Raw genomic sequence first — 16,068 nt, 5'->3', positions numbered from 1 at the left:
ACGCGATCACGCCATCTGGTGAGCGTCGCCGGCTCGAGGACGGCCGATGAACGAGGTCTCGGAAGCAATGGTTACCAGAGTCAGTTCGACGCGCGTGCGGCCGGTTTCGACTGTGATCTTGTCACCGAGTGCGAATGGCTGGACTATCGAGATTTCAGGGTCGATCCGAGGCCATTGGCGTGGATGTCCGTACACGTAGATCGCGGTCACGCCGGCACGCGGCGGTAACCCCTCGACTCCGTCGAACACGACAGTGTTGAAAGCGCCCTCGAGCCCACCACCCTGCCCGGACACGCGGAGTCGGTCAGGCACTCCCATGGAGTCGGTGAGCGCGGTCCATGCTTCCGGTCGATCGGTGTGGATGAGTACCAGTGCGCCGGTCGCGATGGCTCGAAAGATCAATTGCTGAGCCAGATAGAGTTCGCCGGCGACAAAAACGGTGTTGACGCCTGGCCCCGAAATTCTGGCCGCGACACCGTGCCCGTTTCGGTCCGAGCCGATGAGCTGGCCGCACCCGGCAAGAGGTAGAGCGAGTGAGTCGAGTGTGCCCCCGTCCATGCGAATGTGCGGCGTGATGCGGTCCAGCGCGGCCAATGCGGTTGGCAGGTTGGTCAGCAATCCGTCGCGCTGGCGCCCACGTAGCGAGACCAAACCGGCCAGCGGTGCGTTCTCAGGTGGATTGCGCGTGGTGAAGCGACATGTCGCACTGACCCTCGCCTCTCCGCGTTCGCCCGTGGGGCGCAACCGAATTGTCACGGACGTCCCGACCGTTGCCACTGCCCAAACTCGGGTCAGGGTCGAGTTGGTGATGAAACGGGGTTCGATTCCGTATCCGACGTTGGACACACCAGGCAAAGGGGGTACTTCGCCACGTTTCGGTGACCTCGTGGCTGGCGACTCCTCTTGTGACCTGGGCAGTGGACGAGGCGATCTCCGGTGCGGTCAGGATCCGCGCCTTGCATCCCGCCGAATCGAGCACCCGGATGACACGATTGGCGGCAACAGCGATCGCGCGGCCCGCGCCCTGTTCGCCCCCGCCTCGGCGTTCGACTGCCGCACCACCCTCCAAAGCGTCGAAACGTAGTGCAAGCCAAACACTTCTGGTGGCGGTGGCTGGTAGTGGCCCGATGAGACGTTCGTAGACTTCGGTGGCCGGCGTTCCTGATGCGGCGCGGTATCCATGACTGACAATGTCGATGCCGGTGAGTGAGATGTCGTGCTGATACAGACAATTGACCAGGGCTGCCGTGGGCAGAAGGTGGGAAGCGTCGAATGAATGACGCCCGATCCTGGTCAGGTAGTCGCGTGGGGGAGCGATCTCGACGACGGCGACGAGTGAAGATCCGTCCACTCGGAGCCCGATCGACTGTTCGGAGGGAGTGTGAAAACTGACGATCGTGCTGCCGTCGACGTCTTTGCGGCGCAAATAGCGAAAGTACTTGACAATCCAGGACATTACCGACCAACCGCCCACATGGAGGAGCATTGATCCGGCAACCACACAACCGATTGCCAGCGCCCAGAGCCAATCCGGCCCACTGGCCGTCGCGATTCCGCCTGCACTGATTCCGAGAATCTGTGCCGACACGAATTCGTGCGTCGAAATCCTGTGTGACGACGGCCAATGCTTCAACCGCGATCGGTCCACGGTTCCTCCCCGATACCTGACCTGCGAACTACCCGAAAATTTCCGCCCCAGCCAAACTGTACTGTGTCTTCGCAAGGGGATGTAAGGCACGGGGGGAATGATGGCTGCAACACCTACCACGCGCTGGCAGGTCAACGGGTACCGATTCTTGGTCAGGCGGATGGAACATGCGCTGGTCAGACGAGACGTGCGGATGCTTCACGATCCGATGCGGTCACAGTCCCGCGCCTTCACCGTCGGAATAGTCCTCGCTGCACTGGGATTGGCGGGTTGCGCGGTACTCGCTCTGTTTCGACCTCAGGATAAAATCGGCGATGCAGAAATCGTTGTTGCAAAGGAATCTGGCGCAATGTTCGTCGCCATGGAGGGTACTTTTCGCCCTGTGCTGAACTTGGCCTCCGCCCGACTGATTCTGGGTTCGCCAGTAAAACCGGCAATAGTCAAGGCGTCTGAGGTCGAGGCGAAACCGAGGGGCGCGCTCGTCGGCATTCCCGGCGCACCGTCCGCGCTGCCGGAATCAGCCGACCCGAGCAACGCCTTGTGGACGGTATGCGATTCCGTCGGATCCGACGGGAGAAAATCGTTGACGACTTCGGTCCTGGTCGGATCGTCCAATGTCGGTGAAAACACGACATATCTGACGAGGGACCGTGCATTCCTGGTGAAGTCGGGTTCCGATCACTTTCTCGTATACGACGGGAAGCGAGCGGAAATCGATGTGGACAATCCGGCGATCATGCGGGCTTTGGGGCTGGAAGGAGCACAGGCGCGACCGATCAGTGCCGGATTTCTCAATTCGATCCCCGAAGTTCCGCGCATCGAGGCTCCGCGAATCCGCGAACTGGGATCAGCGCCCCGGTTCCCGCTGCAGAACAAGACTGTCGGCTCCGTCGTTCAGGTTTCGGTGGGCGCGGACCTGCAGTACTACGTGGTGCTCGAGAACGGTATCCAGAAGGTCGGTGCGGCGCTCGCCCAACTGATCTACTTCTCGGATTCGCAGGGCGCCACCGGGATCGCGAGCGTCACCCCTGACGCCATCAGTCGTATTCCCTCGGTGAGGGAGCTGGCCGTCGACTCGTTGCCGCAGGTGGTTCCGGAGATCGTCGATGATCATGGCGCACCTGTCGGCTGTCTGGAATGGGCTCCCTCGCCTGCAGTCGAGGGCGGCGAAAGTAGTTCTGCAACATTGAAACTCGTCGCTGGATTGCAGGTTCCGATCCCGGCGGGTGGCAAGTTGGTGTCCTTGGCGCAGGCGGACGGATCGGGCGACAATCTCGACAGCGTCCACGTCGGACAGGGCTTCGGTGGGTTTGTTCAAGCGACCGGAATCGAGACGAACAGCACCAGGCACGACGGAGTGTTCTACGTAGCGGATACCGGTGTGAAATACGGAGTACCGGACGAAACCTCCGCTCGCGCGCTCGGATTGACGCGAACGCCTGATCGCGCGCCTTGGCAGATACTCGATCTACTTGCATCAGGTCCGGCGCTCGAGAAGAGGAATGCACTGATAGCTCACGACGGAGTCGCCCCCGATTCAACGCCGGCCGCTCCAGTGAACTGAACACCGTTGACGGTTCAGAGATCGACGTCCCGTCGTTCGGGAAGTCTCCGACGAATTACTCGACGAATGGGCATCGACGCCAACAGCGTCAGTAGGGCTAGGGTGCCGACCGTTCCGGCTCCGACGAGTGCCGCGTCGCGAGATCGGTTGTCGGGGGCCGGCGGCGTGGGTAGGGGATCGATCGTTACCGACTGATGATTGACCTTGACGCGTTCCCCCGGTGCCAATTCGCCCGTTACTGCGGCGAGCGGATCGATGACGCCGTGACCGACGTAGGGATTCCAACCCTGCGCCGGGGCGTGGGCGGTGGCTTCGATACGTTGCATGACCTGAAGTGCAGTCAGTTCCGGGTGAACCGACCGGACCAGCGCGGCGGTTGCCGCGACATAGGGCGCAGCGAAACTGGTCCCGTTGAACGACTGTACGGCGCCGTCGGAGCCGTAGACTCCGTTGGTCAGACCAGGCGACGTCGGGTGAAGTGAGATGATTCCGGTGCCGGGCGCCGCAACGTCGACCCATGGACCGCCGAGGCTGAAGGAGCTGGCGGTGCCATTGGGGTCGACCGACCCGACGGTGAGGACATAGTCGTCGTACCAGGCAGGACTGGCAATCGTCGTAACCGAGTTCCATGGATCGGCTTGTGGATCGAGGGGATCCGGCGGTGGATTCTGGTTCTTGCAACCTCCGGATCCGACGTTCCCTGCAGCAGCGACGACTACGGCGTTCTTCGCGATCGTGGCGTATTCGATTGCAGCGCCCAGTCGTTGGTCGTTGATCCCGTCCCCGGCAGGCTTGCAAGCGACCTCGGAGATGTTGATAACGCTTGCACCCAAGTCAGCAGCGTGACGTACGGCCAGTGCCATGGTGTCGACGTTTCCGTAGCCAGACGAATTCTCGGCTACGGCAGGGTCTTCGCGTTGGCCGGCCACCGAGAAAGCTGCACTGGACTGCCTGATCGAGATGATCTGTGCGTCCGGCGCAGCTCCGGAAAATCCGGAACCGTCGACCTGCTCGGCGGCGATGAGACCGGCGACGACTGTTCCGTGTGAGTCACAATCGTCGGTGCCGTCGGAGGTCCCGACATAGTCACCGCCGCCTTCGAGGGCCGGTAGCCGGGGATGTCTGCTGACGCCGGTGTCGATGACAGCAATTCGCTGCCCTGCCCCTCGGGTGATCGACCACACCGAATCGAATCCCAGATCCTGTTGAGAACGTGGAATATCCGCGCCGTCACCACCCGCTACGGCGGGGACGCACAGGGTTCGTTGTTCGGTGGGTTGGGGAGGCGCGGGTGGACCGTCCTCCGGCAGCATTGCAGGATCGATGGGGGAAGGAACCGCACTCGATGCGCCACCCGCCCCGGCGAGGACTGTTAAGACAACGATCACGAGTGCGGCACAGATGTTCGTCGCGCGTCGAATCACCATCGAGATCCGATCGCTCAGAGACCGCGCATGAGCGCGAAGAGCCCACTGACCCAGCAGATCAGCGGAACGATTGCTGCAATCGCAGCGAGGTCCAACAGTTCGGCCGCGCGTCGCATCACGGGGCTGAATGTGTTCTGGGGGGCGAGGATTCCCAGAATCAGTGACAGGAGGAGAACAGTCATCGTGATGGCGAAGACGACCAATGCATGGTCGCGATGGGTCCATGCCATGCCGCCCAGGAGAACGAGAATCACCGAGATGCCTGCCGCGATGAGTGGGACCGCCTGATGTGCGCCCGCGTAGGTGCGCCCGCGAAACATCAGCACGACGGCCGTCGCGAATGCGAGAGCAAGGTTCGGCCAGACGATTCCCTGACCGGGCCAGGACCACGCGAGCGCGACTGCGGCAGTGAGCGCGACCACTGACGTGGCCACGATCAGTCCGGTCAGGTAGCTACGAGCCCGCCCTGCCCTTTCAGTCAACTCGGTCAGCCCGGGCAGTTCGGGCTCGGGCAGTCCGTCGCGATCGTCGTCGAGGGGATTACTCGGCGTCGGAACCGGGGGAAGCGGTAATCGCGCGAACAGCATCGACAGTCGAGCGGTGAACGTGAGAACGATCAATGCTGCGGCAATCACCGCGCTGCTGACGGTTGCGGTGCGCGCCTCGGGAAGCGTCGTCGCGACGGCGAAGGTGCCCACCGCAGCAAGGAGGACGACGAGAAGTGCGGTGAAGACGGCTAATCCGGCACCGCACAAACGGAGGCAGATCAGACTCACCGCGGCTGCGAATGCCGAACCGAGAAGGAGATGAGCAGAAAGAACAGTGCCGGGTACGCAGAGTGCGCCGGAGACGAACGCCAGTGGCACCGCTGTGCATCCGAGCGTGATGGAGCTTGCAGTGTCTCCGTACACCCGCGCTGCCACGACGGCGGCGACGGTGAGCACCAAAGACGTCACTCCACCGCAGACAGCGCCGATCAGACCTGCATCGCCGAGGACCAGGGCGAGGGCCGCGACGAGCGCAGCGACGAGGGCGGCGGACGAGCCGACAATGCGCGCGGTGATCGGAGTCCACCGTCGGTAGATGTCTGCATCCGTCGCCGCGACGGTGTACATGATGTCGTCGAAGAGTGGGGGCGGGGCAGCGGTGTCCGCGGCCTCGAGTACGAGCAATTCCCCATCGCGGATTCCATGCTCGTGCAGCGACAGCGTCGGTGCCAGCGGTGCCCTGCCGACTTTCGACAGAGTCCAGTCGACGGGCTCGAATTGTTCGGCGCTGTGGTCGAACTCGTTGAAATTGCTGTGGTTGACAATTGTGTCCACAATGCCCGGAATGACCACCGCGAGTGGAACACGAAGCGGCACCGCAAGATCCACCTGCGAATGGGCTGAAAGTACCGTCAACCTGCACAGTTCGGCAGAATGGGTCGCGCGTCGTCCGTTTGCGGTGTGCGCAGCGCTGGTTTCAGTGGTGCTGGTCAAGATCTGTCCCCTCCCATGACGCGATTCCCCTGTCACGTCACCCCAGTTCACCCGAACAATACGACATGAACTGTGCGCCTGTGTCGGCGACAGCGCAGACAACAGGTGGCACCGACCCGAGTGTCGGTGTTGTGATCTACTCTCTTGCAATTGCGTGACTACGCCTTGGGGGGCGGGCCGGCGGTAGTCGGACGAGGCGCGTGGCGGCAACAGCTGCAGCACCGATGGGGGTGGGTGAATTGAGCACTGTCAGATTTGCGCGTCGAGCGCGCCGTGAATCGCCGCGTACACCGGGCGGCGAGGTGACGCTTCAGGCCCCACCGGAGATTCCTCGCGTCACGCCGGGAAACCTACTGACCAAACTACTTCCGGTGATCATGGTGGTTGCCATGATCGGCATGGTGGCGCTGATGTTCTCTTCCGGCATGGCGCGCAATCCGATGTCTCTGCTGTTTCCGGTCATGATGATGGTGTCTATGCTCGGGATGCTCGCCGGGGGCGGTCGTAGCGGTGGGGCACGAGCGTCCGAAGCGAACGAGGACCGCAAGGACTACCTGCGGTACCTGGATCAGATGCGCAGCGATGTTGCTGCGACGTCTGGTGCGCAGCGTGCTGCTCTCGAGTGGAGCAATCCCGAGCCGTCGCAGCTTTGGACACTGGCCGGGACTGTGCGGATGTGGGAACGTCAGATCACCGACTCGGACTACTGCCACGTTCGGGTCGGTCTGGGTACACAGCGATTGGCCACCAGGCTTGTATCTCCGGAGACGGGGCCGGTCGAGGATCTCGAACCCGTCGCTGCTGTCTCACTTCGGCGATTCGTCCGTGCGCATTCGGTTGTAAAAGACCTGCCGACCGCCGTCTCGCTTCGCGGATTTGCTGCGATGTCCATTGAGGGGCAGAGGGATTCCGCTCGAGCGCTCGTCCGCTCGATGTTGATGCAGCTGTGCACTTTTCACGGTCCGGACACCGTCCAAGTTGCAGTGGTGTGCGGTCCCGATACCGAAGCCGAGTGGGAGTGGGTCAAGTGGCTCCCACACGTACAACACCCGGAGTCTCAGGACGGCGCCGGCACTTCACGCATGGTGTTCGGTTCGTATCTCGAGTTCGAAAGTTCCCTCGGGGAAACGCTTTCGATGCGTGCTCGATTTGCTCGCAACACTCCAGCGAGTGCGGGCGTTCCGCATCTCGTGTTGGTCGTGGACGGTGGCTTGCTCGAAGGTGACACCGGCCTGTTGTCCGAATCCGGGCTCGACTCGGTGACCGTCCTCGACCTGTGCGGGTTCTGCCCGCGGCTGGCGGCGGCGCGTGGTTTGCGACTGGTCGTCGGTAGCGATCAGATCGGCGCGGTGAGCAGCGCAGGAGTCGAGAATTTTGCGACGCCTGACGCCGCGACGACGAGCCTGGCGCAGTCGTTCGGACGTCGCATCGCACCGTTCCGTGCGGCATCGCAGAACGCCGTGGACGCGACTGACGACGACCGATCCCTTCGGACCTGGAGCCAGATGTTGGGGATAGGAAATGTTGCGAGGTTCAATCCTGAGCATGGCTGGCTGCCACGTCAGGGGCGCGACCGACTCCGCGTGCCGATCGGTGTCGGACAAGATGGAAACCCTGTCGAACTGGATCTGAAGGAGTCGGCCGAGAACGGTATGGGTCCGCACGGGCTGTGTATCGGAGCCACCGGTTCTGGTAAGTCGGAGTTCCTGCGAACCTTGGTGCTCGGCCTGATCGCGACGCACTCACCCAACGCACTGAATCTCGTCCTGATCGACTTCAAAGGTGGTGCAACCTTTCTCGGCCTGAATGTCAAGTACCACACGCTAAGATGTAGCCATGCGTACCGCGATCTACACCCGCATCTCACTCGACCGAACAGGCGAGGGGTTGGGCGTTGAACGGCACTTCGAAGACTGCTCGGCATTGGCGGAATCGCTCAATTGGGAAGTGGTAGAGCACTATTCGGACAACGATATATCCGCCAGCAGGGGCCTGGTGCGACCGCGGTACGAGGATATGTTGGCCGACATTCAGGCCGGCAAGATCGACGCCGTGATCGTGTATCACGCAGATCGCCTCTATCGCTCGCCGCTCGAACTCGAACGACTAATCGCGATCTTCGCCAACACGGAGATCCGGACAGTCAAATCGGGAACGCTCGACCTGACCACCTATTCCGGACGGATGGTGGCCAGAATCCTCGGCAGTGTCGCCAGAGCAGAAGTTGATGCGATGTCCGATCGACGGAAACGTGCCAACGATCAGAAGGCCGCTTCTGGCCTCTGGATCGCATCGCGCCGACCATTCGGATACACGATTGACGGAGAGCTACTTGAGCCGGAGGCGACGGCAATTCGAGAAGCCGTTCAGTCCGTGTTGTCGGGTATGTCTGTGCGGCAGGTGGCGCGTGAGTGGAATGCGGCAGGACTGAGGACGGCACACGGTGGACAGGAATGGAAGTCGACCAGCGTGCGGCGAGTACTGAAGAACCCGAGATATGCAGCCCTGCGGGTACATCGTGGCGCAGTCGTCGGGACTGGTCAGTGGCCGGCGATCATCGATGTTGATGCCCATTACGGCATCGTGGCGTTCTTGGATGACCCGAAGCGGTCGAGCAGTTTGGGATTTGAGCGCAAGTGGCAGGGCAGCGGCGTCTATCGGTGTGGGGTTTGCGAGGAGCGCATGGTGGTTCACGTAGACGCCAACAAGCGGCGGTCGTACAAATGCCCTCAGAATCATGTTCGCCGGCAGGGTGTGGCGCTCGATGAGTTGGTGGATGGTGTGGTGATTGCTCGGCTTTCGATGCCTGATGCTGCGGTGGTTTCGCAGTCTGACGAAATCGACGTGGCTGGACTTCAGGTTGAGCGGGATTCGTTGCAGGTTAGGGCCGAGCAGATCGCGGGGATGTTCGGTTCTGGGGCGATGGATGCGGGTCAGTTTGAGGCCGCGAACGCAGCTCTGCAGTTGCAGGTCGACAGGGTTGATGCGGAGCTGGGTAAGGCGCGGATGGGGGATCCGCTGGTGGAGCTGGTGTTGGCGGGGGACCGTCTCGTGGAGGTTTGGGAGGGTAAGTCTCCTGATCTGCGAGGGAAAATTATTGATGCGTTGATGGTGGTTCGGGTGCATCCTTCGGATAAGGGGCTTCGGCGCTTTGATCCTCGGTTCATCGAGATTGAGCGCAAGGTGTAGCAGGTGCTTAAGCAGGTGCTTGAGCAAATGGTTAGCAGGTGGTTGCTTTTTGCTAGTCGATCATCCGTGCAATTCGATAGGTCCTATTGAGGATCTAAGTAGGTTCTATATTGACCCGATGGAGACTCTATTGAGACTGTCGGTGCAGTAGTACTACCGTAGTACTTCTCCACGAGAAGCTCCCCAGCATCGAGAACCTTTTAGGCGCGCACCTAAAAAGACTGGTGGCATTGTGGGGTTGTCCCACTGGGACACCTGGTGGGACAACCACCGGGACACCGACCGGGCGTGGTTGTTTTTGGGGCGGTTTTCGGATGGTCTGCTTGTCGAGCAGACCGTTCAACGGTTTCATCAAGGCCGACACCGAGGAAACCTTCTCCGGCAGTCGGAGAAGAGAAAGTCTCCGGAAGACCTTGTTGGAGGGTCGACCCGCCGATTTGAACCAGTCGCGATTCGCCGTATCGGTTCAACCTGCGTCTTTAGCTCATCTGTCTCGTTACATCTCGCATTATGTGTTTCTGTCCGCCACTGGGTGTAGTTTTCTCAACAAAGCGGTGTGGCCGAGCCGGTCGATACGATGCACTTATAGGGAAACGGTTTCCCAGAAAATCAATTATCGACTAATCAAAGTAGGGAGAAACCATGACGGAAGCGATGCTCACTACGCGCCAGGCTGCCGAGCACGTGAACCGCACGCCGCGCACACTGCGGAACTGGCGTAACCGAGGGGACCTGGTGGGACACCCGCGGGCCAACGGATCGATTCTGTATTCACGGGACGATCTTGAGCGTGCTGTGAAGATTCAGGTGGAGCGTTTCGCCACCCAGAACGTCGGCGGCAGGCCGCAGAACACCTAGTGCGGAACTAGGTGGCACGTCGGCGGTGCGGCATATACTCGAAAACACGTTCGAACTGAACGTCTGATTGCTCGACCTGCCCTGAGTTCGCAGCTCAGGGATATTTTCTGTGCTGTTTTTCTGATCGAAGGGCGCAGCTTGCCAACAAAAACGTACCACCCCAACCCTGAAATTTCCAAGTTCATTGACGATCTCATTCGAGACTGGCCTCCGCTCACGCCTGAGACGAAAGCCCGCGTTACGGCGCTGATGAGGTGCGGAGATTGACCACACACGTCTATTCGCTGGAGACAGTGGTCAACGCGATTCCCGAAGTGATCGCACATCTTCGCGGCGGGCTGTACCGACAGCCACGGATCGGTACCGCAGATTCCAATCCGGACTCGAAGCCCACCAGTAAGCCTGGTCCTCGGGCACCAGTAAATCTCGATGCCGTCGATGCAGCTGACGAACAGTTGCGTTGGCTTGCTGAGTGGGCTGAGCATGCGGGTGTTGACATGTCGAATCTGGGTGCTACGTGGAGGTTTCGCTGTGGTGAGAACGCCGGGTATATACGGGGCATTCGTGACAACGACGCACGGCCTGCTGATCGACTCCGTGAGCGACTTCTGCGCGTGATGGCTACTCCGGGTTGGGTTTCCCCACAGGGGATGCACACGCACCTTATGCAGCTGATGGCGCGTCACATGAAACTGTTCCCCGCGATCGGGGACATTCTGTCCGAGTCGAGAGTGGGTGATCCCCTTGCGGGCCTTGCCAATTGTGGATGAGTCCGTGCCAGTTCTCATGCCGGTGCGGTGGATGGGCGAAGTGGAAGCCGCGAGGTTCATTGGTAGGAGTCGTCGCAGTCTACGAAATTGGCGCTCGAACGGGCTGATTCCGGCCCGCTGTCGTGGCGGCGAGTGGGTCTACTTGCCTGCGGATCTGACTGCGGCCAGGGATAAGGCTGACCAGCGAATGCGTCATGGGCTGTTGACGGCATCGAAGCCTGGTCCTGGCAGGGGGCACAAGCATCCCGCGAGACCGCGGATCAGGGAGCTTGTCGAAGCCGGCGGGATGAGTCAGATGGCCATTGCCCGCGAGGTCGGTTGCAACGCCTCGCTGGTCGCGGTCGTCAGCCGGGAACTGAAACGAGCGCGGGGGACGAGTTAGTGAATGTTGGTGATTCTATTGCGGCCACTACCTGAAGTGGACGAGTCAGTCCCTGTGGTCTTGCCAGCCATATGGTTGAACGAGGTTGAGGCACAGAGGTTCATCGGCCGGTCTTATCGCTCGTTGGTTCGTTGGAGGAAGAACGGACACATCCGAACTCGGAAGGATGAGACCGGAGAACGGTTGTATTCGACGGTAGATCTGCTTGCCGCTCGTGACGCCGCTGTTGGCCGAACCCACCATGTCGGCGTGCAGATGCCTGGCCCTCAACCCTCGTCGGGACATCCTGGGCGTCCGCGCATCAAAGAACTGCTCAGGGCCGGGGATTTGAATCAGATTGAGATCGCCACGCTGGTTGGTTGCAGTGTCGATCTAGTTCGACGTGTGAACCGAGAACTGAAGGGCCGGAAGTGAGGCCGTGACAGACAAGTTTCATTGGCACAAGGCGTTCGGGAAGTCTGACGTTCCGAGTCACATCCGTCCGATCGGCTACATCATCTGGGACTACACCAACGAGCGCGGCGAACAGGCGTTCCCTGGCAACGAGATCATCGCGCAGAGCACAGGACTGAACAAGAAGACCGTGGAGCGTGGACTGACGTTCCTTCGTGACGCGGGATGGTTGTTCCGTGTGTCGACGGGGTCGAACTCTGGGCGCAAGGCAATGAACTCGGTTTACCGTCTTTCTTACCCTGCCGGGTACTCGGAACAGGCGACACACACGACCTCTGTTCCATTGGGCGAGGACGGAACAGGCGACACACACGACCCCAACCAGGGGACACCAGTGTCCCGAACAGGCGACACACACGACCCCCTAAACAGATCATTATCAAATCAAGTAACAGATCCTCCTCCTTCGGCGGGCGAGGACGAGGAGGAGGACGACCTCTCATATCTCTACGAACAGGAAATCAACACCGACGACGCTGGGGACACCGAAACACTCAGATACGTCAGGATCACCGAACTCCTCGACAAAGGGTTCGCACGGTCAGCACGAACTGAAGCTGAGAATCAGGAACTCCTCGATGCCGGATTCACCTATGTCGACGGCCCTCGCTTCTCGATCAACGGCGGACCAACAGGCGGGTGGACAGATCCATCCCCCGAGGCTTTCGCCCGACGCCGGTCACTAGTCGACGCCCACCGTGCCCAGCGTCTCGCTGTCCGGCGGTGCAAGTGGGAGGAGATGCAGCGCGTCGAAGCTGAGGCCCGCGCCGAACGTGACCGACAGTTCGAGGCTAAACGTGCACAACGTCAAGCACAGGCAGAAATCGACAACCTCGCCGAACTGAAGTCGATCGAGTGGGTCTCGAGGAACTGGGACCGCTTCGAAAAGTACTGCGCCACCGAGGGCGTCAACCTCGAGCGACAACTCGCCCTCGCCCAACGCGCCCAAGAGAAGGCCACCTCAAGCCCATTCGGTTTGTTCAAGTCAATGGTCGCCAACGGCGTGGATCCTGGCTCATCGAGCAGTGGCTGGGATACAGCCTGCGCCTCACCTTCATCGGGTCATGCGTGGCAGGAATGAGCACAGCGACCCCTGAGCCGTCCTCTGATCGACTTCCAGCCCTAAGGAGACCCGATATCAACAACCCGCCTCCCTACGTGCTCACCGCAGTCCTCCGCCAACGCCCAGGCAGACGCGCCAACAGACGCCACTACCGCCTCGAAGTACCCACAAACGATGGCTACTACTGGAGGTTGACCGCGTCGAAACTCCGGCAACTGTGTGATGCAGCCGGCGATGCCCTCGACACAGGCACCGGCGCAGTCGGACCCTTTCGCGTGACATGCGATGCGAGCGGCATCTACACCGCCCGCGAAGGCCACAAGCAATTCGAACTCCCCGAGCACGATCTCGTCGATCTGATCACTCGGGCAGACGAATTGATCTCCAACCACTCAGCCGACATCAACCCTGACAACGAATGAAACCTATGCCAGTAACAGTCATCTCGAAATCGATCCACATTGAAAGGCGCCACATGCCAGCGCACGAAACGACACTCGAAGCGATGTTCCTCGGACCATCCGATGCCCCGATCCGCCCAAGCCAATACAGGCCGTCACAGGTCGCCCTTACTGAACACCTCGACGTGAAGCCGCTGACGCCCAATCTGGAGCCACGCATCAGTGCGGCCGACGATGAACTCCTGACGCACATCTTGAGTTCCCAGAAGACATACGGTGAAAGGTCACCAGAGAAGTGGCTGGAACCTACGCAACCACCTACTGACGACTCCGCAAAACTCGATGCGATCGCGGCCGATCAGAAGAAGATCTACAGGCAACTCAGGCTCATCACGAACCTCCTCGTCAGTGTTCTCGACGACCGAGACGAGGATTGCGAGCTATGACGGACAAGTGGCGTTGGAGCTACACAAGGTGGGGTCGACGACACAAGCTCAGACGCGACAAGAACGACATCGAGGTTTACTGCTGGCGGCTTGATGACCAGCAACTCCAAGGGTTCTGTGACGCCGGCACCGCATCAATAAGTGGACAACGAGCGCGAGTGGGGGAGTTCTACGCTCGACCACTACGGCACCTCGGAGAGCACCACATCACATGGGTTCGACGCCAGCGTGAGCCATCAAATATGAGAATTGCGGACGCGGACCTAATTGCGATCATCGCCGCGGCCGACCGAGAACTACAGGACAAGGCATTCGGGGATCCCGAAGTTGTTCACATAAGCCGATAGACCTACCAAACATATTGCGTCACAACAATTAACACCGATAGGAACAAATCAAATGGGCATCAACAACCACGAAGCAGCAGCACAGGCCTGCACCAACTACGACAACGCACTCTACGAACTTCGCCAGAAGTACCCCACCGACCTACCAACCGGAGTGGGACAGCCCTACACCAACGCATCAATCAACGAAGCAAACAAAGGCATCCGCACCGTCCTCGCTGCCCGAGCATGGACCGAACGCCGCAACGAACTCCTCGCCCTCAAAGCAGACCAAGAAGCTAGCCGCAAGATCTACCGACTCGAACTGGAACGAAAGCTGTACGGACTCAGCGGAACCCCAGCACCCGAACAACATCGATACTTCCGCGAAGCACGTCGTGAAGTCGCAGCAGCAGAGGGAGACCGACAGGAACTCTCAGCGCTCTACCGAGACGCGCAAGTAACCGGTGACACGACCCTGATGCGTGCCGTAGTCAGGGAAGCATCCGCCCATCAGTACACCGAACTACTCAGCGACCACTATGCCCAGCACCCAAACGACCGTGAACACGTCGAAAACCTCAACGCCCTCGACGCCGTAGACAAGCCAGGGGAAACCGACGACATGATCTACGACCTCGAAAGCCTGCCTGACGAGCTGACCGGCTCCAACAAGGTCGCAGCCCAGATGGCCCACGACGTTGCGCTCACCCCCGAAGGCATCGAACAGATCGCCAACACCGAGGGATTCTGACCAACACAGCAGCAAGGTTGCAACGTCTCTACCTGCACTTATGTCAGATTCACTGCATAAGTGCAGGTCAGGGACTCGCAGAAACCAAGCAAGGGGCGCCCCATCCCCTTAAGGGGCTAATAGCCCCCCTCGGGCGTAGGGCCGAATCCCTCCCCACGGGGTCTGTACACCAAGTTGGTTCTGACCTGCGGCGATGGTGAGGAGTCGAATGAGTATGAAAGGGCGAATTTATGGAAGTCGTCAAAGTTAAGGTCGCGCCGGTCGCCCTCCTGGGTGGCCATCTGAAGACGTTGGAAGCCTTGCGGGACAGGTTGGCGGGGGCGATCGATGCGACGACCTCAGCCCGCGATGTGGCGATGTTGTCGTCGCGGCTAATGGACGTCATGAAATTGATCGGCGAGCAGGATGCGGTTCCGAAATCGCGGACGCCGTTGGACGAACTGCATGAGCGTCGAGAATCGAAATTGAGGGGAAGGCTAGTTGATGGATGAGGACTTGGGTGGGTTGACGACGGCGGATCTCGCTGAGGAGCGCGCTGCCCGTAAGGAAGCCGATAAGGCGGTGAGGGCCGCGAATGCTCGACTGGCCGAGTTCGAATCAGCGTCGGAAAATTCGAGCCCGGAGGATCCCGCGGAGATTGAAGCCGTGACTGCGGAGAGGGATTCAGCGGTCGCTGCCCTGCTTCGGCATCAGGTGCGGGTCGAGAAGAAGCTGCCGGCGGAGTCGCTGGAATTTCTGACTGGCGGCACTCGCGAGGAGTTGGAGGAGCAGGCGGAAGCAATGGCGGCGGTTCTTGCGCTGAGTCGTCCTCCGGCGCCGATTGTGCCGAGTGAGGGGACTGCTCCTGATCGTGTGAACAGTCCCGATCTGCAGGCGCGTCGGATTCTTATCGGTGGGAACTCGTTCTACTGATTGAGGTTCGAAATAACTGAATAGCAAGACATCTCGGAGGCTCGGACCGCATTGGTTCGGGCCTCCTTTGCATGCCCAGATTGGGCAATCTTTGGGGGATTAGTGATCAAAACACATAGGGGAGTCCATCTTTGGGCGCGGCTCTTGGAGTCGAAGGGTGACCCGATCGAGGTTCGGCGACTCCTGGACGCTGAATCTCTAGACGAGGACGGCGAGCAGTTCCTGCGAACGCTGGGGATCGCATTAACGCTCTTTTTCGGATCGAGTTGGGGGCGCATTGTCGCGCTGCTCGAAGACGCAGGCATCAGTCACGAGGAACTTCAGGGGATTTTGGCTCTGGGTCTCGACGCGGACAGCCGTTCGTCTGCGGAGGGCTGAGGCATGGCAGTTGAAC

The 16,068-nt window shown here is 60.4% G+C and carries 16 protein-coding genes and 2 pseudogenes; 14 read left to right on the top strand and 4 right to left on the bottom strand.

Annotated features, from left to right (window positions below; genetic code table 11):
• Positions 1-6: 6 nt before the first annotated feature.
• On the bottom strand, positions 7-651 hold the full coding sequence (locus R4P70_RS18230; RefSeq protein WP_317831066.1) for a hypothetical protein: 645 nt from the start codon (positions 649-651) through the stop codon (positions 7-9).
• A 19-nt stretch (positions 652-670) separates the two neighbouring features.
• Complete coding sequence (gene eccE, locus R4P70_RS18225) at positions 671-1,588, bottom strand: type VII secretion protein EccE (RefSeq protein WP_283569688.1); 918 nt, start codon at positions 1,586-1,588, stop codon at positions 671-673.
• Positions 1,589-1,745: 157 nt separating this feature from the next.
• Here eccE and eccB point away from each other — a divergent pair, with 157 nt between their 5' ends.
• On the top strand, positions 1,746-3,212 hold the full coding sequence (eccB, locus tag R4P70_RS18220; protein WP_283569689.1) for a type VII secretion protein EccB: 1,467 nt from the start codon (positions 1,746-1,748) through the stop codon (positions 3,210-3,212).
• Between the two features lie 14 nt (positions 3,213-3,226).
• On the opposite strand, the gene mycP is transcribed toward eccB, so the two are convergent.
• Positions 3,227-4,639, bottom strand: coding sequence for a type VII secretion-associated serine protease mycosin (mycP, locus tag R4P70_RS18215; RefSeq protein ID WP_020906904.1), 1,413 nt, complete (start codon positions 4,637-4,639; stop codon positions 3,227-3,229).
• A 14-nt stretch (positions 4,640-4,653) separates the two neighbouring features.
• Positions 4,654-6,120, bottom strand: coding sequence for a type VII secretion integral membrane protein EccD (eccD, locus tag R4P70_RS18210; RefSeq protein WP_060938797.1), 1,467 nt, complete (start codon positions 6,118-6,120; stop codon positions 4,654-4,656).
• Positions 6,121-6,359: 239 nt separating this feature from the next.
• Here eccD and eccCa point away from each other — a divergent pair.
• The 13 genes and pseudogenes from eccCa to R4P70_RS18155 all read left to right on the top strand — a co-directional run.
• Positions 6,360-7,940, top strand: a pseudogene (eccCa, locus tag R4P70_RS18205) (type VII secretion protein EccCa); the annotation flags it as partial.
• 16 nt (positions 7,941-7,956) lie between these two features.
• Positions 7,957-9,309 (top strand): recombinase family protein, encoded by a 1,353-nt coding sequence (locus tag R4P70_RS18200; RefSeq protein WP_317831065.1) that lies wholly within the window; start codon positions 7,957-7,959, stop codon positions 9,307-9,309.
• A gap of 642 nt (positions 9,310-9,951) precedes the next feature.
• On the top strand, positions 9,952-10,167 hold the full coding sequence (locus R4P70_RS18195; protein ID WP_042922429.1) for a helix-turn-helix domain-containing protein: 216 nt from the start codon (positions 9,952-9,954) through the stop codon (positions 10,165-10,167).
• Between the two features lie 263 nt (positions 10,168-10,430).
• Positions 10,431-10,937, top strand: a complete 507-nt coding sequence (locus R4P70_RS18190) for a hypothetical protein (protein ID WP_317831064.1) — start codon at positions 10,431-10,433, stop codon at positions 10,935-10,937.
• A 16-nt stretch (positions 10,938-10,953) separates the two neighbouring features.
• Positions 10,954-11,319, top strand: coding sequence for a helix-turn-helix domain-containing protein (locus tag R4P70_RS32740; RefSeq protein ID WP_411742478.1), 366 nt, complete (start codon positions 10,954-10,956; stop codon positions 11,317-11,319).
• Positions 11,320-11,737: 418 nt separating this feature from the next.
• Positions 11,738-11,932, top strand: a pseudogene (locus R4P70_RS32735) (helix-turn-helix domain-containing protein); the annotation flags it as partial.
• Between the two features lie 174 nt (positions 11,933-12,106).
• Positions 12,107-12,853: a hypothetical protein gene (locus R4P70_RS18185; protein ID WP_317831063.1), complete on the top strand. Its 747-nt coding sequence runs from the start codon at positions 12,107-12,109 to the stop codon at positions 12,851-12,853.
• A 77-nt stretch (positions 12,854-12,930) separates the two neighbouring features.
• Positions 12,931-13,257, top strand: coding sequence for a hypothetical protein (locus tag R4P70_RS18180; protein WP_317831062.1), 327 nt, complete (start codon positions 12,931-12,933; stop codon positions 13,255-13,257).
• A gap of 53 nt (positions 13,258-13,310) precedes the next feature.
• Complete coding sequence (locus tag R4P70_RS18175; RefSeq protein WP_317831061.1) at positions 13,311-13,682, top strand: hypothetical protein; 372 nt, start codon at positions 13,311-13,313, stop codon at positions 13,680-13,682.
• Positions 13,683-14,081: 399 nt separating this feature from the next.
• Complete coding sequence (locus tag R4P70_RS18170; protein WP_317831060.1) at positions 14,082-14,762, top strand: hypothetical protein; 681 nt, start codon at positions 14,082-14,084, stop codon at positions 14,760-14,762.
• A 230-nt stretch (positions 14,763-14,992) separates the two neighbouring features.
• Entirely contained in the window at positions 14,993-15,253 is a 261-nt protein-coding gene (locus R4P70_RS18165; RefSeq protein ID WP_042922452.1) for a hypothetical protein, read from the top strand.
• Positions 15,246-15,674: a hypothetical protein gene (locus tag R4P70_RS18160; protein WP_317831059.1), complete on the top strand. Its 429-nt coding sequence runs from the start codon at positions 15,246-15,248 to the stop codon at positions 15,672-15,674. Before R4P70_RS18165 ends, R4P70_RS18160 begins: the two co-directional genes overlap by 8 nt.
• A 102-nt stretch (positions 15,675-15,776) precedes the next feature.
• Entirely contained in the window at positions 15,777-16,052 is a 276-nt protein-coding gene (locus tag R4P70_RS18155; protein ID WP_317831058.1) for a hypothetical protein, read from the top strand.
• Positions 16,053-16,068 lie beyond the last annotated feature (16 nt).

The organism is Rhodococcus sp. IEGM 1241 (genome assembly GCF_033142365.1).
Classification (GTDB): domain Bacteria; phylum Actinomycetota; class Actinomycetes; order Mycobacteriales; family Mycobacteriaceae; genus Rhodococcus_F; species Rhodococcus_F erythropolis.
The sequence above is the reverse complement of the archived record's forward strand: the minus strand, read 5'-3'. Positions and strand labels throughout refer to the sequence as shown.